The organism is Syntrophales bacterium, assembly GCA_023229765.1.
In the GTDB taxonomy this organism is placed as follows: Bacteria; Desulfobacterota; Syntrophia; order Syntrophales; family UBA5619; genus DYTH01.
In genome coordinates this window covers 32,972-53,451 of the sequence record JALNYO010000023.1, presented here as the reverse complement: position 1 = coordinate 53,451, position 20,480 = coordinate 32,972, and the positions used below count along the sequence as shown (strand labels likewise).

The window sequence follows — 20,480 nt, the reverse complement described above, 5'->3', positions numbered from 1 at the left end:
GGGCGGGAAAACGAAGTTTAATGTTCATAATCCAGTTTTTAACTATTTGAAATCATGGATGCCCGACAAAAGCATTCGGGCATGACACGGAGTTTTGCAATTACCTCTAAAGATTAAACTAAAGGAGACAGATCATGAAACTAAAGGCTTATCAAGTTATTTCCCCAGCTACAGTTGTGGTTGTGATGGCGGTGTTTCTATCCGCTCTATTTTTAGCCAATGGGAATTTTTCTTTTGCTGCCTCAGTCAATAAGAAAGCGTCGGCAGTTGTCAGAGCCTCTGCCGTCGAACATGCTGAGGCCCAGATCAAACAGCTTCAAGGCGAGCTTTCGATCACCAAGGTTCAGGAAGAATTGTGGATTAACTTTACCGGGGTGATGCGGGAAAATGCGAAAGAGATGGATGCCTTCATTGCCAAGGTCAAGGCTGAAAACACCAAGACGAAGAACGCTGTCGAGTCAATGAAATTCCACAGCGAAATTAGTGAAATCCAATTAGAGCAACTGAAGAAGCTCATTCCGCCTTTTGAGGCTTTCTATTCCAGCATGTCGGATGAACAGAAGAAGAGTACCGACGCGATATTTCGGACGGGGAGATATGGAAAGTCCAAGAGGAAATGATCGGCAATACCGCAAACTGAAGATGACGCCAAAACGGAGATTGGAACCGATCCAAGAAGGGAGTGCTTTATGAGAACAGCAAGTGCATGGAATTTTAGATCCATTGGAGGAAAGATTGTTGTGGGGCTTGTTTTAGCCGCAATGATTGGCAGCATAAACGTGGCGCCGGCCCTCGGCAAGGATAAAGGAAGGAAACACGACAACAGCCGTTATGAGCAAAGAGGCCGTGGTAATGACCGCGGCCACTATGTGTATGAGCGTGGCCGGCGTGTTTATCGGCCTTATACCAACTACAGGGCGCGAGTTTATGTCCAGCCGCCAGTCATCTATGAACCGCCTCCGCCGCCGGGTATCAGTATATTTTTACCATCCATCGTTATCAATCCCTGGGGGTATTGAGGGGATTGCTTCGTTGCGGCGGCGCGGGTTTAGAATCGAGCAGCCATTAACACAATATCAACTAATGAGTATCAAAAGGAGAATATCATGAAACGCGAAAATCGCTCCCTTGCATTTTTCACCATGCTTCTACTCGGCACGGCCGTTTTCCTGAACGGGTGTGCAACTACCGGCATGGATCGCTCCGTTAAAACCTCCAAATCCATAGAGGAAGTGGATAGCGATATCAAAAAAATCAGTGTCCAGATTGATGTTACGGCTACAGCACTTGACTCCCTTATCAAGTCAGCGCAACCCGATCTGAAAAAATCCTTCGGCGTCTATTCAGACGCTGTCGCCAATCTTGAGAGTCAGGGCAATCTGGTGATCAAACATATAGAGGAAATGAAATTACGAAGCACAAAGTATTTTGCAGAGTGGGAAAAGCAGGGGGACGCTTATACTAATCCGCGTATCCGCGAACTCAGCGAAGAGCGCCGCAAGAAATTAGCAGAAATGTATGATCAGGTTCCTACGGCAGGATCAGGAATAAAACTATCGTACCTTGCTTGTCTGACGGACCTGAAGGAAATTCAGAAGTACCTGTCCAACGACTTGACGCCTAAAGGGATTGAAGCTGTCACTCCCGTCGCCGAAAAATCCGTCCAGGAATTGGATTCGTTAAAGGCATCCCTCAAGCCGGTAATAACCGCCCTGGAAGAGATAAAAGCGGAATTATATGGCGGGAAAAAATAGGCACAGAGGGTTGCCGGTGATTCTTTTGATCGTTCCCTTTGTCAAAAACTATTCGGCACAGAATCAAAGGTTCTTTTTTACGTTTGAGGTAATTGCAAAACTCCGTGTCATGCCCGAATGCTTTTGTCGGGCATCCATGATTTCAAATAGTTAAAAACTGGATTATGAACATTAAACTTCGTTTTCCCGCCCAGAAGCGTCGCGGGAATGACAGCGTTGGGAGTTTTGCAATTGGCTCGTTTATCAAGATAATTTTTGTCCTCCATCGCAAGACGCTGTTTTTTTAAGCACGGATTTTTGTTTTTGCAATAAGCTCTTCCCAATCCGCATCTACCTGCCGCTGGAAGGATGCAATTTCCTCGTCTTTGAAATGTCGATAGCGGCCCTGGATTTTCGTATACTCGCTCACCGGTATCCCCTGAGGTTCATGGGTTATTCGGTACTGGGTTCCGTCAATGATCTCATAGAGGGGAAAGATTTTTGTCTCCACGGCCAACATAGTCGCTTTGGCGCTCAAATCTTCAGCCATTCTCCAGCCGGTAGGACACGGCGCCAGTGCATGGATAAACCGGGTGCCTTTTACCGCCTTGGCCTTTTCTATTTTTTCCATCAAATCGAAGGGATTGCCCATCGTGGCTGTTGCTGCGTAGGGCAAACGGTGCGCCGCGATGATTTGCATCAGATTTTTCTTTCTCCCCCGCCTTCCTCCCGGGGTGGTCATGGTCCAGACATTCTCAGGCGTAGAGGAGCTGGACTGGATGCCCGTGTTCATGTACGCCTCGTTGTCAAGACACAGATAGATGAAATTTTCGTTCCGGTCCGCAGCGCCCGACAGGGACTGGAGCCCAATATCAAAAGTTCCGCCGTCGCCTCCTATTGCCAGCACCGTGGTATCGTTATCTCCCCTGAGTTTCAACGCATTGGCTATGCCTGCCGCTGTGGGGGCGGCTATCTCAAAGGCCGAATGGAAGGCCGGAACGGTAAGGACGCTGTTGGGATAGTTTGCACTTATCACGGCATGACATCCCGGGATGATAACGACGATCGTTTTTTCACCAAGAACCTTTAAGGCAAGTCGCATTGTGGTTGCTACGCCGCAGCCGGGGCAACCCATATGTCCGGTCCGCATGTATTCTTTTTCCATCTGTTCGGGAACCATTTTTAATCCCTCCGTACCCATGTAGGCAAATCGTTTGCTTTTTCTTTATTGAGCGTATCAATCACAATATCTTCAATCATGTCGGGCGACACATCTGCGCCGCAGATGCCGGCAATATAGCCATTTATCAGGGGATGATGCGCAAGCGGATAAAGTGCCGCTTTCAACTCCTGGCACCATATTCCCTCCTTGCCGATGCTGATATTCCGGTCAAGGACGGCTATCTTGGGGACATTTTTCAAGATCTCCTGCACTTCCTGAGTCGGAAAGGGCCGGAAAGCTTTCATCTTGAGCAAGCCGGCTTTGTAACCCTTGGCTCGGAGAGATTCGATTGCCACGCGCGCCGTGCTCGTCATGGCGCCGCTCGTGGCGAGGACTATCTCGGCGCCATCCGTATTGACTGCTTCTACCATATCATATCCCCGGCCCACAATTTCCCGGTACTCTCTGTCAACCGCTTTTATCAACGGTTTTGTCTTCTCCATATCCTCAAAACTGCGCTGCCTAAAAACCATGTACTGTTCAGGACTTACCACATTTCCAATGAAGGCGGGGTTATTTGTGTCAAGACGCGTTGGTATGGAAAATGGTGGAAGAAACCTATCTACGGCATCCTGCTCCGGAAGTTCGAGGGGTTCCAGAAAATGGGAGGTAAAAAAACCGTCGATGCAGACCATAACGGGAAAGAGCGCCTGTTCGGCAATCTTATAGGCCTGAATGACGGTATCAACCGCCTCCTGGGCATCCTCGCAATAAAGCTGCAGCCATCCGGTATCCCTTTGGGAGAGGCTGTCCGACTGGTCGCTGCCGAAGGCCCAGGGGATGGCAATAACGCGATTCACATTGCACATCACGATGGGAACCCTGTTTCCCGAGGCGAAATGAAGCATCTCGTGCATCAGGGCGATTCCCTGAGAAGCTGTTGCCGTGAATGTCCGCACGCCCGTTAATGAAGCCGAGATGCAGGCTGCCATGGCCGAATGCTCAGATTCTGTCCGCATCATGACCCCGGCAAGCCTCCCTTCCAATTCCATGTCCGAGAGTCGCTCGTAGATCGGGGTCTGGGGAGTAATGGGATAAGCCGCTACAAACTGCACTCGGGCAAGATGAACCGCTTCCGCTACCGCATAATTTCCCTGTAGAAGTATCTTCATTTGCCGCCTCCCATTTCAATCACATTTCGCGGGCAACTGGTAGCGCAAATTCCGCAGCCCTTACAGTAATCCACCTTCACGCTATACCCGTTTCCCCCGGTCTTGATGATGGAAATATCCGGGCAGAGCAGAAAACAAAGATCGCATTGAGTGCAGGTCCCGCATTTAAAGCAGCGATCGATTTCTGCCGACATCTGAGCCGGAGGAATCCCCCCCGTTACCTCATTAAAACTTTTTACCCCTTCTCGCGGCGTCAACGGCTCGGGATTATTCTGCCGGCCGCTGTGCGTGAAGCAGAGGGTGTTTATCCTGTCATAGGGAATTATTTTTTTGAGATCAACGCTGTAATTTTCGGGGTTCATCAATTGCGCAAAAGAGAAGGAGGGTTGATCGCCAATCTGAAGGATTGCAAATTCCTTCTTTATATCTTTTCCATCCAGATAACAGGCAATGGCTAAAGCCCCCTTCTTGCCGCTGGCAATAGCGTCGGCTACAAAGGCTTTTCCCCCGACGCTGTCGCCGCCCGCAAAGACGCCTTCAATATTTGTAGCCGCGGTGTCAGGGGAAATTTCAATCATGCCCCTTTGGAGCGATATGCCCAGTTCCTTTACAAATTCCGTTTCTGGCACCTGTCCAACGGCAGCTATTACCGTATCGACCGGGACTATAAATTCAGAGCCCTTGATAGGGGTCGGCCGCGGCCGCCCGCTGGCATCAGGGGCGCCAAGCTTCATTTTCAGGCACTCAATCCCGGTAAGCCGGCCGTTTTCGGCGATCAAACGCTTCGGGGCAGCAAGAAAATTGATCTGTATGCCTTCATTTTGAACATATTCAAGGTCTTCCGGCAAGGCCGGCATTTCAGCGCGGGAACGCCGGTAGATGATCGTAACATTTTTTCCGCCGGTGCGTCTCGCCGTTCTGGCGCAATCAACGGCGGTATTCCCACCGCCAATCACTGCCACGTTTTTGCCTACCTTTACCTTTTCACCCAGCCCGATATTTCTGAGGAACCTTATGCCTTCCATAACGCCGGGAAGGTTCTCCCCTTCGATTCCCAGCCGCATGCCGCCATGAGCGCCTGCGGCAATGAAGAGCGCCTGATAATCGTTCTTGAGTTGAGCGAGGGACAGGTTATCGCCCACCCGGATTCCGGTCTTTATTGTCACTCCCCGCTTTTCAATATAGCCGATTTCCTTTTGGAGGATTCTTTTGGGAAGACGGTATTCGGGAATGCCGTATCTAAGCATTCCCCCCGGCTCAGGCAGGGCCTCAAAAACAGTAACAGAAAAACCTAACCTGGCCAGATGATAGGCGGCACTCAAACCTGCAGGGCCTGAGCCGATAACGGCGACCCTTTCTGTTCTTTTCTGAATTGATGCATCCCCTTCTGCAACAACCTTGCCGTGATCGGACAAAAACCTTTCAAAACCGCGAATGTTAATTGCTTCATCAAAATCCTTCCGGTTGCAGGCCAGCTCACAGGGATGATAGCAAACCCTTCCGCAGACGCCGGGCAGGGGATTGTCCTGACGAAAAATTCTCAGGGACTTGTCGTATTCGCCTTTTGAGGCATGATAAAAGGCTTTTGCAATATCGTTTCCTATCGGGCACGCCTGGCGGCAGGGCGAGGTCTTTTCCACGTAAAAGGGTTTTTTGCTGCTCCATAGCCCTGTTAAAAAACACTCCGTTGACCCTTGCGAGAAAGGGGATATCGGCTTTAAGTCCTCAATGGTTATGCCGTAGTGATTCATTACCCAACTCCTTAATATTTATATTATTAAGATACAAATCTTGTCAATTCGTATGCCTTTTTTGCGGCGGCGACATTCGCTTCAATCTTTGCGGGTACCGTTTCTCTGATCGCTCTTTCCAGATAATCCATTGGCACGGCGCCGCTGGCCTTGGCGTATGCGCCTAAGATGGCAGTGTTGATCATAGCGCCCATGCCCAGGCTCTCGGAGATTGAGAGGGCGTCAACCAAGGCAAGGCGAAATTTTTTCAAGTTGCTAAATTCATTATCTGTAAGAGCATTGTTGATGAGAATTAACCCGCCCGGCTTCAGTGTTGCCTCAACCTCTTTTTCGTCAACCAGGTCCGGCGCCATGTAAACGAGCTCGTCGGGACGGCGAATTTCGCATTTAAGGAGGATTTTTTTATCATCTACCCGTAAAAAACTCGCTACAGGGGCGCCGCGCCTCTCCCCGCCAAAGACGGAAAAGCATTGCGGGTACTTGCCCATAAGAAAAAAAACCTTTGCCAGGATCTGCGATGCGATTACCGCGCCCTGTCCACCCCTGCCATAAAATTTGATTTCTATCATCGTCTGCTTCCCTCATTTCTTTAGCGCCAAACATTATTTTTTATCATCATCGCTTTTTTGGAAGGCGTAGAGCTTGGTATCTATTGCTGATTGTTCGAGGTGGGAGCGAATGGCAGCATTTGCCTTTTGCGGGTCGCCTGCTTCAATGGCCGCAAATATCATTTTATGGCCGGCAATGGCCCTTACGGCGACTTCCTTTTTTGTTATACTATTTGCCCGGTATCTAAGCATGTGGCCCCTCAATGTCTGGGCCAATTCAAGTAAACGCTCACTGCCACTCAATTTGGCTATAATTTCATGAAACTGCCCATCCAGTTCGACGAATGTCTTGATGTTTCCCTGCTCAACCTCTTTTTCCGCGGCAGCTAAATTTTTTGACAGCTCCAGAATCAGTTCTTTATGGGCTTTTGCCATGGCCCAACGGGCCGCCAAACCTTCAATTAACGTTCTAATCTCGCATATTTGAGCTACGTCTTCCTCGCTGATCGGATTAACCACGTAACCTACGCTGGGGATGGATTTAATAAGTTTTTCCAGCTCAAGGCTGTGAAGAGCTTCCCGCACAGGGGTTCTTGAAGTTCCGATTTGTTCGGCAATTTTTGTTTCAATGAGGCGTTTGTTGGGGGGGATGGCGCCGCTTAAAATCTGTTCACGGATATAGCTGTAAACCTTTTTACGAATGGTGATGTCTTTATTTATCAGAAGCTTCTCCATAAACTATGACCTCGTTATTATTATTCGCAGGGTCTGCAGCGAGATAATAAACATTTATTTATTGCGAATATTTATCATAATGTTAAGTAGATAAACGTACAAATAACCTAAGTCGGCTCCTTATCCGGAGTCTCTAATTTGTTTGTTCTTTGTTTCGGGATACTGTACCCCGCGTTTTTAAAAGTCAACCAATTTTTCAAAATATTTTAAAAGTAAATTTATTTACAGAGATTTGTAGAAATCCGCGCGACATGAACAGCTTTTCGTTGAGGCAATTTGAGTGAAAATTATCTTGACATTAAGCTTCCTGATCGCGTATATAACGCGCCCATTGGAGTGGCGGTTTTTGGCACAGGGGTGAATTATAAATTTTATAGGGAGGTATTTATGAAAAGGTTTTTGGTTTTTGCAGTTATCGCTGGGTTTGTCTTGAGTCTTGCGAGTGTTTCTCTGGCTGTTGGTCCCGGTAAAAAAGTGGAATATGAAGGCAAGGGCTCAGGCAAGGTGGTCTTCGACGGGAAAACGCATGCGGACAAGAAATTGAATTGTAAATCTTGCCATACCGCGGTGTTTAAGATGAAAACGACCGCCGGTTCTATCACCATGGCCGATATGAAGGCGGGCAAGAATTGCGGAACCTGCCACGACGGGAAGAAGGCCTTCGGCACCACAGAGTGCGCAAAGTGTCATAAGAAATAATCTTAGGGAACGAACGGAAGCGATCGGCGTTTGCCTTTTTACCTTGTTATTGAAGGCTGGCTACACGGTTGCCTGACGCGTCTGATAATATTGAAGCCCCCGCATGGTTTTCGGTTTCGTGCCGGGGGCTTTTACTTTTCGCTATTCGCGGCGTTTTTTGGCCATTATTTCGTTGAAGATGCTTGTTTTATATATAAGTAATCATGATTTTGCAGATACTTGACATGCAAGGAGATTATCATGTCGGAAGAGATTAAAAAGCCAAAGAAAGGGCCGGACATAGTTGACCGGATCTGGAATATTTTTACTTCGCTCAAACTGGTTATTGTTCTTTTGCTGATACTTTCCATTGTTTCAGTTTTGGGCACCGTCATTGAACAGAACAAACTGCCGCAGGAGTATTACAGTTACCTGAGCCCGGGGACGGTTGAGCTTTTCGGGAAGCTCGGCTTCCTGGATATGTACCACAGTTGGTGGTTCATTTCCTGTCTGGCTCTGCTAGCGCTAAACATCATCGCCTGCACGATGGATCGCTATCCCGCCATCATCAGAGGGATGAAAAAGAAAAACGTCGTTCTCGATGACAAACTCGAAGCGGAACTGACTGCCGATCTGACGAAGATAAAATATAACCTTCCCGCTGAGGAAGTCGAAAAACAGGCGATAGCCCTGGCTGGTAAAGATTTCTCCGTCCATCCCTTGGTGACCGAGGTGGAAAATACCCGTCATTTATTTTTCGAGACGGGCAAGTACAGCCGGCTTTCTTTCTTACTTACCCACCTGAGTATTTTGGTTATCTTTGCGGGTGCCATAACCGGATCGCTTTTTGGGTTCAAAGGCTATGTGAACGTTTACGAAGGGGAAACGATCTCCGCCATTTCCGCCGGGAAAAACGAAGTCAAGACCCTGAATTTCTCCGTACGCTGCAATTCCTTCAATGTCGATTTTTACCCCAACGGCATGCCCAAGGATTACCGGAGCGATCTTTCCGTCATTCAGGACGGTAAGGAAGTGATCAGAAAAACCATCCGCGTCAACGATCCGCTGACCTATCAGGGAATCACCTTCTACCAGTCCAGTTATGGCGGTTTCCCCGACATTACCTTCGATGTCATGGATAAGAACGGCGTTCTTTTGGGCAGTGCATTTACCCCCTTTCGCAAGGAAACGGCTGTTCCCGGCGCAAACCTTACCATCGAAGTTGCAGATTACCAGGAGCATTTTCATTTGCCCGACGGTTCCGAAGGAGGGCCGGCAATCGGCCTTAACATCTACAGCCCCGCCGCCCCGCCCGAGGGGATATGGATTACCCCCGGCCAACCCGGGGTGAATCACGACGGCACTTATAGCTTTGTGGTAAAGGGCTTCAATATGAAAAAATACACAGGGCTGCAGGTTGCCAAAGATCCCGGCGTCTGGTTGGTGTGGCTGGGATCGATCATGCTGGTGGTCGGCATCATGTTGGCCTTTTTCGTGTCGCACAAGAAGCTCTGGATCAGGATAAGAAGTGACGAGAAGGGCAAGACGGAGCTTACCGCCGGCGGAACGGCGAACAAGAATAAACACGCTTTTGCAAGCGAACTGAAGCGGCTCGCCAAGCGTTTACAGGAGGTTTCCTAAATGACTAATTCACTGCTGTTTGGCATATCTATTTTTGTATATTTCTTCGCCATGGTTCTTTATGTCTCTTATCTGGCGTTCAGATCGGAGATGCTGGGCAAGGTATGCACCGGGGCGCTGCTTGGCGGAGTTATTATAGAGACGGCAGCGATATTGCTCCGGTGGTATGAATCATACCAGATTGGCATCGGCCGGGCGCCGCTTACCAATCTTTATGAATCACTGGTGTTTTTCGCCCTGACCATTGCTGTTACCTACCTGATCGTGGAGAGAAAATTCGGGATCAAGACGGCGGGAGCCTTTGTAACTCCTTTCCCGTTTATCATTATGGCTTATGCTTCGCTTAATCCCAATGAGATACAGCCCCTTGTCCCTGCTTTACAGAGCAACTGGCTCATTGCCCACGTGGTTACATGTTTTGTGGGTTATGCCGCCTTTGCCGTTTCCTTCGGCGTCAGCTTCCTCTACCTGTTCAAGGTTAAGGCAGAAAACCGCACCTCCAAAAGTGAAGGGGCGTTTCTCGCTCATCTGCCCGCTTCCGACCTGCTTGATGAAGTAGGCTATAAAACAATAGCCATTGGTTTTCCCCTGTTAACGATCGGCATCATTACCGGCGCCTTCTGGGCGAATGTGGCGTGGGGAACATACTGGAGCTGGGATCCCAAGGAAACATGGTCGCTGATTGTCTGGCTGATCTACGCCGCCTACCTCCACGCCAGGATTACCCGTGGATGGAAAGGGAAAAAAGCTGCGATCCTTTCGATCGTGGGTTTTCTGGCTACGGTCTTTTGTTACCTCGGAGTCAACCTGATTCTCTCGGGTTTGCACAGCTACGGAGGATAGAAAAGAATGAATAACGACCAGGATGGTATGCCCTTCTGATCGTTTTCATTCCTTTTGTATGAATGGCGCTTTGCCGCTGAATATCTGTAATTTCGGTCCCGGCCTATGAAGCGGCAGAGACAATCCTGAAGGCAGTGAAAAGAGGTTGCCGAGCTATCCGATAGAGACGATGTTTAATGACAAGCATTAATGACAGCAAATTTAGCTGTGCAGTTCTTCGGGAACCTGATGAAGAGCAAATCCGGCAGATTATCTCCCTATACAGGGCACAGGGGTGGTGGGATGCCGGGGATGATTGCCAAAAGCAGTTGGCCGCGAGATTAATCTCCGGCAGTCATTGTTTTGTAATCGCTGCCGATGATAAGGATATTGTCGGAATGGGCAGGGCAATTAGCGATGGCATCAGTGACGCCTATATTCAGGATTTGACTGTTCGTGCCGATTTCAGGATGAGGGGAATCGGGACATTGATAATTCAGAAACTCATTGAAATACTTCATGCCGACGGCATATCCTGGATTGGTCTCATCGCTGAGCCCGGTTCTGAAATTCTTTATAGTCGTGCCGGTTTTAAGGAGATGGTTTCCGCTACGCCAATGTTAATGGCCGAAAAACAATGAACTTCATACCTCTTGATATTTCCAGTTACAATTTCATAAAGACCTATTTTGCCGGGCAGCCCTATAGTCTCAGTATTTATTCTCCAGCGCCTCTCATCGCCTGGAGCACTATGAATTACAGAAGCAGTTATATTGTGAAAGACGGGATTCTTTTTATTGCCGGGGAGCCGGAGGGCCATCCGGAGGAGCGCTACCTGATACTTCCCGTTGCTAAGGGAAGGATCTTTTTGCCTGCCGAATTGAGCCGCTTCGCAGGGGATTTGGGCTTCACGCAGTACCGTTTTGCCCCTGGCGACTACATAGAGAATCTCAAAAAATCCGAGCTTGATGATTTTTTTTCCATGGAAGAGCAAAGTGCATTTACTGACTACGTCTATTTGACGGAAGACCTGAGTTTGCTTAAAGGCAACAAGTATTCTAAAAAACGTAATCTTATTAATCAGTTTTCCCGTGAATACCTCGGCAGAGGTCGTGTTTCCATAGAGGCGATAGGCCAGGAGCAAAGCGCTGAATGTATCGAGTTCTTGGAGATATGGTGCGCAGAACAAGACTGTGACATTGATCAAGACTTCGGCCTCTACTGTGAAAAGGCTGCCCTGGTTACAACACTGAAAAATATTGAACACCTTGAATCAATGGGCATCCTCATTCGCATCGATGATAAAGTTTCGGCATTGGGCATTGGTTCCAAGCTCAACGGGTCAACCGGAACGCTCAATTTTGAAAAGGCCTTTTCAGGGATTAAAGGCCTGTATCAATTCCTTGATAACGAATGCGCAAGAAGATTATTCAGTGATTTTAAATATATAAACAAGGAAAGCGATATGAATCTTCCCAACCTGGCGGAATCCAAACGTTCCTATAATCCCGTTATGCGCGTCAAATCTTTCGCTTTGAAGCTGCGTTGAATTATGTGACCCCAATTTATATAAATCCCCCGCATGATCCTTGGTTGATCCTATAGTTACATCCTCTCTCTAAAAAATTGGCAAATCTTGGTTGAGGTAATTGCAAAACTCCCCATTCTTGTCATTCCCGCAACGATTCTGAGCGGGAAAACGAAGTTTAATGTTCATAATCTGGTTCTAACTGCCTGAAAAACCATATTCCCGATAGAGACATTCGGGAATGACAAATGGTTTTGCAATTGCCTCTTGGTTGATAATATTTTTGCATCTCTGCGAGGGCAGATTACTTATCTTTTATTTATGGCAATCGGTTGAGCAAATTGCTATAATCACAGAACTATGAATCATCCATCCTATAAGATAGATAATGATTCCCGGATTGCAATTATCGGCGGTGGTCCGGCGGGGAGTTTTTTTGCGCTTTACCTTCGTCATTTTGCCCATATCAAAGGATTGAATCCCCGGATCACAATCTATCAGGACCGTTTTTTCGATGCCCTGGGTCCTAAAGGCTGCAAGGGTTGCGCCGGCATTATTTCAATGTCCCTGATAAAAAACATGGCCGAGTTGAACATCACCCCGCCTCCCGAGGTAATTCAGACGATCATTGACCGGTTTGCCGTGCACAGCCCTTATGCCTCCATAGACATCAGCAACCCGGATAATGATCTAAAAATCATGAGTGTTTATCGCGGGGGAGGGCCGCGAGTTTCCCATTATGAAAAAAAGATCAGTTTTGATGGCTGGCTTTTGCGACAAGTGGAAAATAACGGCATTGAGGTGGTAAACGAAAGGGTTGCCCGTTTGTGGACGGGCGAGAGCGCCGGGATTGAGGTAGCCGGGAAGCGAATTGATTACGATCTCTTGGGATTGGCTATCGGGGTAAACGCCCCCAAGATGCTCATTGAGGGCACAGCATATGGACCGCCGGAAACCAACGTAATGGCAATGAGCGAACTTTATTTAGGCGCAGCCGATGTGCGTTCCCGGCTTGGCAATGTTGCCCACGCCTTTCTTATTCCCCATTCCGGGATGATCTTCGGCACCCTTGTTCCCAAAGGCGATTTTGTCAATGTATCAGTGTTAAGCAGCAGTAAGTACCCAGTAACCATTGCGGATTTTCTGAATTATGCGGTGGTAAGGGAAATATTGCCTCAAAAATACGAGATTGCCTGTGGCTGCCGGCCCCAAACATCCTTTTCGGCCGCCAGTAATTATTATGCTGACCGATTTATTGCCATAGGAGATGCCGCCTGTACAAGGCTTTACAAGGATGGCATTGGCTCTTCATTGACGATGGCCCGCGCCGCCGCAGATGCTGCCATTAATTATGGCGTATCGAGCCGGGAATTTAGACAACACTACCGTCCCATTTACAATAATATGCGCTGGAACAACCAATGGGGACACCTGCTGTTTTCCATAAATGATCGGGTGAAGGAATCAAAGATCTTTATGCTGGCGCAGCAGAGACTGATCGGCGACGAGCAGGAAAAAAAGACAGAACGCCAGCCGTTTACCAAAGCAGCCTGGGGGATATTCACCGGCAGTTACAGCTATGGAAGGATCGCCCAAAAAATATTCAGCCCAGCTTCTTTGGTGAGGCTTTTTGCCGCGCTTGTCAAGGAGAGTGGGGAAAACTTTGTCACTAAAAAGACCCTGGACCAGCCCAGAAAACTTTATGTGGGCGATCGCAAGGTTTTAATTTTGGGCAGCGGCTTCGGCGGCGCCTATACATTGCGGCATCTGGTAAAATCCACCAATAAAAATGAGAATGTGCAGATAACAGTGGTAAATGACGAGAATTACTTTCTTTTCACACCGCTGCTGCACGAAGTGGCAATGGGCAGCATCGAAACCAGGCATATCTCTTACCCGGTCAGGAGATTGCATTGGCGTGATCGATTCAATTTCATCCTGACCACGGTAAAAAAAATAGATCTTATAAATCGTCAAGTCACCACAGAGGCGGGGGTGCTGGATTTCGATTGTCTTGTGATGGCGCTGGGCAGCGTGCCGGACAAATCGCAATTGAACCTGGAGGGCGGGCATGTCTTCACCTTGAAGACCCTCTACGATGCTATGAAGTTAAGGAACCATATCATTGCTGTCTTTGAGCAAGCGGCAATCGAAAAAGATATGCAGAAGCAAAAACAGCTGCTCACCTTTGTCGTTGTGGGCGGGGGATACATCGGAATTCAGGCGGTATCAGAATTGAGAGACTGCATCTTCAAGAATCTCATTCGCTACTACAAGGGTATAAACCCGAACAATATCAAAATCATGCTGATAGAGTCGAGGCCAAAGGTAGTAGAGCGCATGGATCATGAATTGGGCGCATATGTTATGAAGCAACTTGAAGATATGGGAATTGAAGTGCGAACAAACAGTCGCATGACTCGCGCTTGGGAAGGACACATGGAAATCAATGATGAGGAGGTTATCTCTACAGCCACGATCCTGTGGTCAACCGGGATGGTCAGCAATCCACTGATTGCCGCGGTGGAGGCGCCCACGGATAATCTGGGCAGAGTCAAGGTGAATACATATCTGGAGGTGGAAGGTTTTCCGGGAATTTATGCCTTGGGTGATTGCGCCCACTTTGAGAACCCCAAATCGGCCCAACCTATACCGCCGCGGGCCCATACGACGGTTCGTCAGGCAAAGATCGTTGCCTATAACATCATAGCCGACATCAGGGGCCGGAGCAAGAAGGCTTATCGTTACACAGATTCTGGGGAGATTGTTTCCCTTGGCGACTCGAAAGCAGTTTTCCGTTTTTACCGTATCCGGCTATACGGCTTCTCGGCGCGCCTGATCTGGATGGGCGCTTATTCCCTACTGATAACAGGCGTTTTCAATAGAGTGCGCATTGTTTTCGACTGGCTTCTTTCACTTATCTTCGGTCGCGATTCAACTTTTCTTAACCTTAAGGAACACTGATGAAATTACGCAAGGCTTACTTCAATGACGCTCCCAAACCGCGGTACTATACGAAATAATGCTTGACTTATAGTTGGCTAAATGCCAGAAGTTTCGCCGTACAATCCTAAGGGACGTTCATCTCAGGGGAACGTTAAAATAATATATATGAACAATGATAATTAGGAGATAACGGACGAAGGCCATGAAAATCGTTCCTCTGTTGTTGTTTGCAATTATTGCGTTTGGCGTGCCGGTATTTGCGGCTCGCCATAATGAATATCCGGTTTCCACGCCCCCTCTGACAGAGGGTATATTCCCCTGCAGCAACTGCCATGCAGGGATGGAAGTGAACGCAAAAAAAAGAGAGCTCAAGGACGAGCATGCCAACATCAAACTCCACCATGCGGAAAATGATCGCTGGTGTCTGGATTGTCACAATCCCACAGACAGGGATAAGCTGAAGTTGGCCAATGGGGACAAAATTCAGTTTACGGAGTCGCACCTGCTTTGCGGACAGTGCCACGGAAATATCTACCGTGACTGGAAAGTAGGCATCCACGGTAAAAGGATTGGCTATTTCAAGGGAGGGGAAAGGGTCTATTTCCTTTGTGTAAATTGTCATAATCCCCATGACCCCAAATTTAAATCCCTGAAACCGGAACCACCACCCATAAAACCGGAACGGAAAAATGGAAGATAGATCTCAAACCAGAAGAGATTTCATGAAGATGATGTCCATGGGCGCCATGGCGGCGCTTTCACTGGGAAGCTTGTCGTGCACCCAGGCCCGAGTGGAAGCGTTTCTCCAGAAACATTTTCGGGAGATGACGGAGGCGGAAAAAAAGGAGGCCATCCGGCGGCTTGAGGAGACATATTTTCGGAAATATGGGAAGAAATTCCATATCTCTACTCAGCCAGCCGACGCCGCGGTACTCTGGGGCTACGGTCTTGACCTGTCGCGTTGTATCGGGTGTCGAAGATGCGTTTACGCCTGCGTGAAAGAGAACAACCAGTCCCGCATCAATCCTCAGCTCCAATGGATCCGGGTTGTCCGCCTGAAGGATGGCAGCTTGATCAACCTCGAAAATACCGAACATTACTACAACCCTGAAAAAGTGCCTGAACCGGGTTTTCAGTATATGCCGGTTCAGTGTCAGCATTGCGAAAATCCTCCTTGCGTGCGCGTATGTCCTGTCCATGCCACCTGGAAAGAACCGGACGGCATTGTCGTTGTCGATTACAACTGGTGCATCGGCTGCCGTTATTGTATTGCCGCCTGCCCCTACAAAGGTCGGGTCTTTAACTGGGGTGAGCCCAATATCCCCCCGGAAGAGCTGAATACGGAGGTGCATTATCTGGGAAACCGTCCACGAATGAAGAATGTCGTCGAAAAATGTACATTTTGCATTCAGCGGGTCCGCAATGGGCGTTACCCCGCCTGTGTTGAGGCCTGTCCCACAGGCGCCCGAAAATTCGGGAATCTGCTCGATCCTGATAGTGAGATAAGGTACATTATTGAAAATAAAAGAGTATTTAGATTAAAGGAAGATTTGAACACCGAACCCAAGTTTTATTACTTCTTTTCCGCATAGCCTTTAGAGGATTGAATGGAAGCCTGGATATTTTTTAAAAAAACGATTCGGATGGTATTTGTGGGGACAAAGGTTTACTATCTCTGGTGCGCCTTCCTGCTTGCCATCATCGGTGTAGCCATTGCCTTCTACATAAAACAACTGGACGCGGGGCTGATCGTAACTAACATGAAGGACCAGGTCTCCTGGGGTCTCTATATCGGCAACTTCACCTATCTGGTGGGCGTTGCCGCCGCAGCAGTGCTGCTCGTTATCCCGGCGTATATCTACCACTTCGATCCCATCAAGGAAATCGTCGTTTTGGGGGAACTCCTGGCAGCTTCGGCGATTATCATGGCCCTGATGTTTGTGCTGGCCGACCTTGGCCGACCCGACCGCTTCTGGCATATCATTCCCTTCATCGGCATTCTCGCCTTTCCCGATTCCCTGCTGGCCTGGGATGTGATCGTTCTGAATGGATATCTGGTGTTGAACACCATCGTTCCGATCTATATTCTGGTCAAGACCTACTTCGGCAAGGAACCGGTCAGAAAGTACGTCATTCCCCTTGTCTTATTATCAATTCCGTGGGCGGTCGGCATCCATACGGTTACCGCGTTCCTCTACAATGGACTCGCCGCTCGACCCTTCTGGAACGCCTCCATTCTGGCGCCCCGGTTTCTGGCCAGCGCCTTTTGCTCGGGGCCGGCGATGGCGCTGATCATCTTCCAGATTTTGCGAAAGACGGCCGGGCTGAAAATCAAGAACGAGGCGCTGTTCAAGGTCGCCGAGTTGATGGCCTACGCGATGTTCATCAATCTGTTTTTGCTGGGAGCCGAGCTTTTCAAGGAGTATTATTCGGGTACCATTCACCTGGCGCCGATGCAGTATCTCTTTCAGGGTCTGCACGGTCATGATTCGCTGGTCCCCTGGATCCAGTCGGCTATGGTGATGAATATTACCGCCTTTTTGATCTTTCTGATTCCCGCAACCCGGAAGAATCTGATCACCCTCAATATTGGTTCACTGCTGATTATCGTTGGGGTATGGATTGAAAAGGGGCTCGGCCTGATCGTTCCCGGCTTTATTCCCGATCCGCTCGGCGAGATTTACGAGTACCTGCCGAATATCAATGAAATAGCCATTTCACTCGGGATATGGGCCTTCGGACTTTTTATCTTTACGCTGTTCATGAGGATCGCCATCCCTATTCAGCGGGGTGATTTCTCACACTCTAAATATGCCCATGAAGCTGGCAGAACTCAATACGAACGGGATCAATCCATAAGGAAAACTTCAGAAAATAGTTGAATAAATTTGTGCAATAATGGATGCGGAGGGCTGGCATGGTGGATTTTTTTAAAAAACTGCCGGAACAGGCGGTAAGGGTTATAGTTGTCTTTTTAGTTTTGGCAGTGGTTTTGCTGGTGATCCGGCAATTTATAATCCCCCCGGAAATTAAGGATCCTGCTGTCCAGAAACTCTCTTCGACCCAGCGCGAAGCGGCCAAAGGGATCAAGTATGCAGGCGCTGAGGTCTGCGCGCAATGTCATGATAAGGAGCCGGAAATCAAAAAGATCGGCTACCATCGGGATTTATCCTGTGAATCCTGCCACGGCGCATCCCAAAAACATGTCGATAATCCCACGGAGGTAAAACCCACATCGCCGAAAAAGCGCGACTACTGCGTCTATTGCCATCAGTACAACGCCTCACGGCCGACAGGTTTTCCGCAGATCAATCCGGATACTCACAACCCGAGGAAGCCTTGCATCAGTTGCCATAACCCGCATAACCCAAAGCCGCCTACGACTCCTCACTCCTGTAACGCCTGTCATGCGCAGATCGAACGGGCAAAGGCCGCTTCGTATCACGCGCTGATTGAATGCACCGTTTGCCACTCTACGCCGGATAAGCACAAAACCTCTCCCCGGACGGTGCTTCCGACAAAGCCCGACAAGCGCGAATTTTGCGGACAGTGCCATGACAAGGCTTCACCCCGGAAGGGCGTTCCGACTGTTGATATGAACGCGCATGGTGAAAAATATGTTTGCTGGCAGTGCCACTATCCACATACGTTAGGAGGAATCTGATGGAGCGGCGAGACTTCTTGAAAAATCTTTGCTGGGTTATTTCGGCTGGCGGAATTATGGGCGGGCTTACCGCAGACGCTTGGGCAACCATCCTGAACAAGGACTACGATACCACGAAACACTACTACGGGATGGGGATCGATATTGACAAATGTATTGGTTGCGGTCGCTGCATGCAGGCTTGTAAAACTGAAAATGATGTGCCTGCCGCTCCTTTCTACTTTCGCACTTGGGTGGAAAGGTATGTGATCAAGACGGACAATACCGTTTACGTCAATACCATCAATATGGAAAGCGTTGAAATGCCGGATGTTTTTCCAGAAAAGGAGGTGCTGCGCAGTTTTTTTGTGCCCAAGCTCTGCAATCAGTGCGATCATCCGCCCTGCGTTCAGGTTTGCCCGGTAGGGGCTACATTTAAAACCGACGACGGTGTGATCCTCGTGGACAGCAAACGCTGTATCGGCTGTCGATACTGCATCCAGGCCTGCCCGTACGGGGCCCGTTACCTGCATCCGGAAACCCGTGTCGCCGACAAGTGCACATTCTGCTATCATCGTCTGGTGAAGGGGTTGCTCCCGGTATGCGTCGAGGTCTGCCCGAAGCAGGCCAGGGTTTTCGGCGACCTGAAAAGCATCGCCAGTCCCTTGGGAAGGTTTAGCCGGATGAACAAGATACACGTCCTTAAACCGTCCTTAAATACAGATCCCAAAGTTTATTATGCAAATCTTGATGGCGAGGTTAACTGATATGGAAGCGGTCCAGCGTTTCACGGAACTTTCCAGGCAGGTGATGGGTTTTATCTACCCGAACGAAATCGACATTCAGTGGTCGATCCTGATTGTCGTCTATCCCTATATTACGGGGCTGGTGGCCGGGGCTTTCATTCTGGCCTCACTTGTCAAGGTCTTTAACGTGAAGGAGCTCCAGCCAACCTACCGCTTGGCAATGCTGACGGCGCTTGCGTTTATGCTGATCGCGCCGCTGCCTTTACAGCTCCACCTCGGCCGGCCGGAGCGCTCCTATGAGATGTTCATGACCCCTAATCTAACCTCGGCGATGGCGATGTTCGGTTTCGTTTACCTCTGGTATTTGATGCTCGTGCTTCTGCTGGAAATCTATTTTGAATACCGTCGGGATATGATCGTCTGGTCTTCCGAGACGACTGGTTTGAGAAAGTGGCTGCTGAAGCTCCTCTCCCTATTTTCGACCGACATCAGTGAAAAAGCTGTCGCCTTTGACAAGAAGACGGTAAAGGTCATTACAATCATCGGCATCCCATCAGCCTTTCTGCTCCACGGATATGTAGGCTTTATCTTCGGATCGATCAAGGCAAATCCCTGGTGGAGCAGCGTGATGATGCCGGTTGTTTTTCTCTTCTCGGCCATTGTCTCGGGAATTGCGATGGTGATGCTGCTCTATATGATTGTCAAGCCGCTTCTGGGCGGGAAGATTGACATGAAATGTCTCGACAAGGTGGCTTCCTTTCTGTTCTATGCAGTCATTGTTGACTTTTCGATCGAGGTGCTCGATTTCATCCACCGGCTTTATGAAAGCGAGGAGTCGATCAAGATCCTCTCCCAACTGGTATCGACTAAGCTTTTCATGAGCCTGGTGGTGCTCCAGATTCTGCTCGGCATGCTGCTCCCTCTTTTTGTCCTGGCGGTAATCAAGATATTGAAGCTACAAGAAGAGGTGCGGAAACTGCTTTATTTTGTTTGCGGATTGCTGATTCAGCTGGGGATCTTCAGCACCCGTTGGAATGTGGTGATCGGCGGACAACTGTTCTCTAAGAGTTTCCGGGGGTTGACTACCTATAAAATGGAAATGATGGGCATTGAAGGGTTTCTCGTTGCACTGGTTTTGCTGATCATTCCGTTTGTGATTCTTTCGATCCTTCTTAAGCTGCTGCCTCCGTGGAAGAAGGAAGAATTGACGGGCAATTAAAATATTGGACCCCCCCACATTGGGACGGATCGTCTTTGTGCGCTCAATGCGGGGGGTGATATATGCACTGATAGCTACACCGCAGCAAATAATTCGTAACTGCTCAGGTTGTATAGACATAATAAATCGGCAGAAAAGTTGGGAGAACGTTTTTCT

At 48.8% G+C, this 20,480-nt stretch carries 20 protein-coding genes; 15 read left to right on the top strand and 5 right to left on the bottom strand.

The features are described 5' to 3' along the window. Window positions 1-134 precede the first annotated feature (134 nt). The 3 genes from M0P74_12165 to M0P74_12155 all read left to right on the top strand — a co-directional run bounded on the left by M0P74_12165 (window position 135) and on the right by M0P74_12155 (window position 1,754). Window positions 135-620 (top strand): Spy/CpxP family protein refolding chaperone, encoded by a 486-nt coding sequence (locus M0P74_12165; GenBank protein MCK9364337.1) that lies wholly within the window; start codon window positions 135-137, stop codon window positions 618-620. A gap of 69 nt (window positions 621-689) precedes the next feature. Next, window positions 690-1,019 (top strand): hypothetical protein, encoded by a 330-nt coding sequence (locus tag M0P74_12160; protein MCK9364336.1) that lies wholly within the window; start codon window positions 690-692, stop codon window positions 1,017-1,019. Between the two features lie 87 nt (window positions 1,020-1,106). Then, complete coding sequence (locus M0P74_12155) at window positions 1,107-1,754, top strand: DUF2959 family protein (protein MCK9364335.1); 648 nt, start codon at window positions 1,107-1,109, stop codon at window positions 1,752-1,754. A 283-nt stretch (window positions 1,755-2,037) separates the two neighbouring features. Here M0P74_12155 and M0P74_12150 read toward each other — a convergent pair whose 3' ends face one another. The 5 genes from M0P74_12150 to M0P74_12130 are packed head-to-tail and all read right to left on the bottom strand — an operon-like array spanning window position 2,038 to window position 7,101. After that, window positions 2,038-2,913 carry a thiamine pyrophosphate-dependent enzyme gene (locus M0P74_12150; GenBank protein MCK9364334.1) on the bottom strand — a complete coding sequence of 292 codons (876 nt, stop codon included), beginning with the start codon at window positions 2,911-2,913 and terminating at the stop codon, window positions 2,038-2,040. Window positions 2,914-2,915: 2 nt separating this feature from the next. Continuing rightward, window positions 2,916-4,067 carry a pyruvate ferredoxin oxidoreductase gene (locus M0P74_12145; GenBank protein MCK9364333.1) on the bottom strand — a complete coding sequence of 384 codons (1,152 nt, stop codon included), beginning with the start codon at window positions 4,065-4,067 and terminating at the stop codon, window positions 2,916-2,918. After that, the gene (locus M0P74_12140) at window positions 4,064-5,818 is read right to left on the bottom strand and encodes an NAD(P)-binding protein (protein ID MCK9364332.1); all 1,755 of its coding nucleotides are present in this window, start codon (window positions 5,816-5,818) and stop codon (window positions 4,064-4,066) included. The genes M0P74_12145 and M0P74_12140 overlap by 4 nt, the downstream gene beginning before the upstream one ends. A gap of 26 nt (window positions 5,819-5,844) precedes the next feature. Beyond that, complete coding sequence (locus M0P74_12135) at window positions 5,845-6,387, bottom strand: 2-oxoacid:acceptor oxidoreductase family protein (protein MCK9364331.1); 543 nt, start codon at window positions 6,385-6,387, stop codon at window positions 5,845-5,847. Window positions 6,388-6,420: 33 nt separating this feature from the next. Continuing rightward, entirely contained in the window at window positions 6,421-7,101 is a 681-nt protein-coding gene (locus M0P74_12130; GenBank protein ID MCK9364330.1) for a GntR family transcriptional regulator, read from the bottom strand. 387 nt (window positions 7,102-7,488) lie between these two features. Here M0P74_12130 and M0P74_12125 point away from each other — a divergent pair, with 387 nt between their 5' ends. The 12 genes from M0P74_12125 (at window position 7,489) to nrfD (M0P74_12070) (ending at window position 20,324) form a co-directional block, all read left to right on the top strand. Further along, window positions 7,489-7,800 (top strand): cytochrome c3 family protein, encoded by a 312-nt coding sequence (locus M0P74_12125; protein ID MCK9364329.1) that lies wholly within the window; start codon window positions 7,489-7,491, stop codon window positions 7,798-7,800. 240 nt (window positions 7,801-8,040) lie between these two features. After that, on the top strand, window positions 8,041-9,420 hold the full coding sequence (locus tag M0P74_12120) for a cytochrome c biogenesis protein ResB (protein MCK9364328.1): 1,380 nt from the start codon (window positions 8,041-8,043) through the stop codon (window positions 9,418-9,420). Continuing rightward, window positions 9,421-10,263: a c-type cytochrome biogenesis protein CcsB gene (gene ccsB / locus M0P74_12115; protein MCK9364327.1), complete on the top strand. Its 843-nt coding sequence runs from the start codon at window positions 9,421-9,423 to the stop codon at window positions 10,261-10,263. 176 nt (window positions 10,264-10,439) lie between these two features. Next, window positions 10,440-10,883: a GNAT family N-acetyltransferase gene (locus M0P74_12110; protein ID MCK9364326.1), complete on the top strand. Its 444-nt coding sequence runs from the start codon at window positions 10,440-10,442 to the stop codon at window positions 10,881-10,883. Further along, window positions 10,880-11,791 (top strand): phosphatidylglycerol lysyltransferase domain-containing protein, encoded by a 912-nt coding sequence (locus M0P74_12105; protein ID MCK9364325.1) that lies wholly within the window; start codon window positions 10,880-10,882, stop codon window positions 11,789-11,791. The genes M0P74_12110 and M0P74_12105 overlap by 4 nt, the downstream gene beginning before the upstream one ends. A 339-nt stretch (window positions 11,792-12,130) precedes the next feature. Continuing rightward, window positions 12,131-14,734 (top strand): FAD-dependent oxidoreductase, encoded by a 2,604-nt coding sequence (locus M0P74_12100; GenBank protein ID MCK9364324.1) that lies wholly within the window; start codon window positions 12,131-12,133, stop codon window positions 14,732-14,734. 184 nt (window positions 14,735-14,918) lie between these two features. Further along, window positions 14,919-15,416 carry a hypothetical protein gene (locus tag M0P74_12095; protein ID MCK9364323.1) on the top strand — a complete coding sequence of 166 codons (498 nt, stop codon included), beginning with the start codon at window positions 14,919-14,921 and terminating at the stop codon, window positions 15,414-15,416. Then, complete coding sequence (locus tag M0P74_12090; protein MCK9364322.1) at window positions 15,406-16,308, top strand: 4Fe-4S dicluster domain-containing protein; 903 nt, start codon at window positions 15,406-15,408, stop codon at window positions 16,306-16,308. Before M0P74_12095 ends, M0P74_12090 begins: the two co-directional genes overlap by 11 nt. A 15-nt stretch (window positions 16,309-16,323) precedes the next feature. Continuing rightward, window positions 16,324-17,598 (top strand): polysulfide reductase NrfD, encoded by a 1,275-nt coding sequence (gene nrfD, locus M0P74_12085; GenBank protein MCK9364321.1) that lies wholly within the window; start codon window positions 16,324-16,326, stop codon window positions 17,596-17,598. Between the two features lie 35 nt (window positions 17,599-17,633). Next, window positions 17,634-18,380 carry a cytochrome c3 family protein gene (locus M0P74_12080; protein MCK9364320.1) on the top strand — a complete coding sequence of 249 codons (747 nt, stop codon included), beginning with the start codon at window positions 17,634-17,636 and terminating at the stop codon, window positions 18,378-18,380. Next, entirely contained in the window at window positions 18,380-19,126 is a 747-nt protein-coding gene (locus M0P74_12075) for a 4Fe-4S dicluster domain-containing protein (GenBank protein MCK9364319.1), read from the top strand. Before M0P74_12080 ends, M0P74_12075 begins: the two co-directional genes overlap by 1 nt. 1 nt (window position 19,127) lies before the next feature. Continuing rightward, window positions 19,128-20,324, top strand: a complete 1,197-nt coding sequence (gene nrfD, locus M0P74_12070) for a polysulfide reductase NrfD (protein MCK9364318.1) — start codon at window positions 19,128-19,130, stop codon at window positions 20,322-20,324. Window positions 20,325-20,480 lie beyond the last annotated feature (156 nt).

Coding starts and splice junctions, on each gene's coding strand:
- M0P74_12145 (MCK9364333.1), bottom strand. CDS start 4,067: ATGAAGATACTTCTACAGGGAAATTATGCGGTAGCGGAAGCGGTTCAT.
- M0P74_12160 (MCK9364336.1), top strand. CDS start 690: ATGAGAACAGCAAGTGCATGGAATTTTAGATCCATTGGAGGAAAGATT.
- M0P74_12125 (MCK9364329.1), top strand. CDS start 7,489: ATGAAAAGGTTTTTGGTTTTTGCAGTTATCGCTGGGTTTGTCTTGAGT.
- M0P74_12135 (MCK9364331.1), bottom strand. CDS start 6,387: ATGATAGAAATCAAATTTTATGGCAGGGGTGGACAGGGCGCGGTAATC.
- nrfD (MCK9364321.1), top strand. CDS start 16,324: ATGGAAGCCTGGATATTTTTTAAAAAAACGATTCGGATGGTATTTGTG.
- M0P74_12095 (MCK9364323.1), top strand. CDS start 14,919: ATGAAAATCGTTCCTCTGTTGTTGTTTGCAATTATTGCGTTTGGCGTG.
- M0P74_12150 (MCK9364334.1), bottom strand. CDS start 2,913: ATGGTTCCCGAACAGATGGAAAAAGAATACATGCGGACCGGACATATG.
- M0P74_12080 (MCK9364320.1), top strand. CDS start 17,634: ATGGTGGATTTTTTTAAAAAACTGCCGGAACAGGCGGTAAGGGTTATA.
- M0P74_12090 (MCK9364322.1), top strand. CDS start 15,406: ATGGAAGATAGATCTCAAACCAGAAGAGATTTCATGAAGATGATGTCC.
- nrfD (MCK9364318.1), top strand. CDS start 19,128: ATGGAAGCGGTCCAGCGTTTCACGGAACTTTCCAGGCAGGTGATGGGT.
- M0P74_12165 (MCK9364337.1), top strand. CDS start 135: ATGAAACTAAAGGCTTATCAAGTTATTTCCCCAGCTACAGTTGTGGTT.
- M0P74_12100 (MCK9364324.1), top strand. CDS start 12,131: ATGAATCATCCATCCTATAAGATAGATAATGATTCCCGGATTGCAATT.
- M0P74_12105 (MCK9364325.1), top strand. CDS start 10,880: ATGAACTTCATACCTCTTGATATTTCCAGTTACAATTTCATAAAGACC.
- M0P74_12130 (MCK9364330.1), bottom strand. CDS start 7,101: ATGGAGAAGCTTCTGATAAATAAAGACATCACCATTCGTAAAAAGGTT.
- M0P74_12075 (MCK9364319.1), top strand. CDS start 18,380: ATGGAGCGGCGAGACTTCTTGAAAAATCTTTGCTGGGTTATTTCGGCT.
- M0P74_12140 (MCK9364332.1), bottom strand. CDS start 5,818: ATGAATCACTACGGCATAACCATTGAGGACTTAAAGCCGATATCCCCT.
- M0P74_12155 (MCK9364335.1), top strand. CDS start 1,107: ATGAAACGCGAAAATCGCTCCCTTGCATTTTTCACCATGCTTCTACTC.
- ccsB (MCK9364327.1), top strand. CDS start 9,421: ATGACTAATTCACTGCTGTTTGGCATATCTATTTTTGTATATTTCTTC.
- M0P74_12120 (MCK9364328.1), top strand. CDS start 8,041: ATGTCGGAAGAGATTAAAAAGCCAAAGAAAGGGCCGGACATAGTTGAC.
- M0P74_12110 (MCK9364326.1), top strand. CDS start 10,440: ATGACAAGCATTAATGACAGCAAATTTAGCTGTGCAGTTCTTCGGGAA.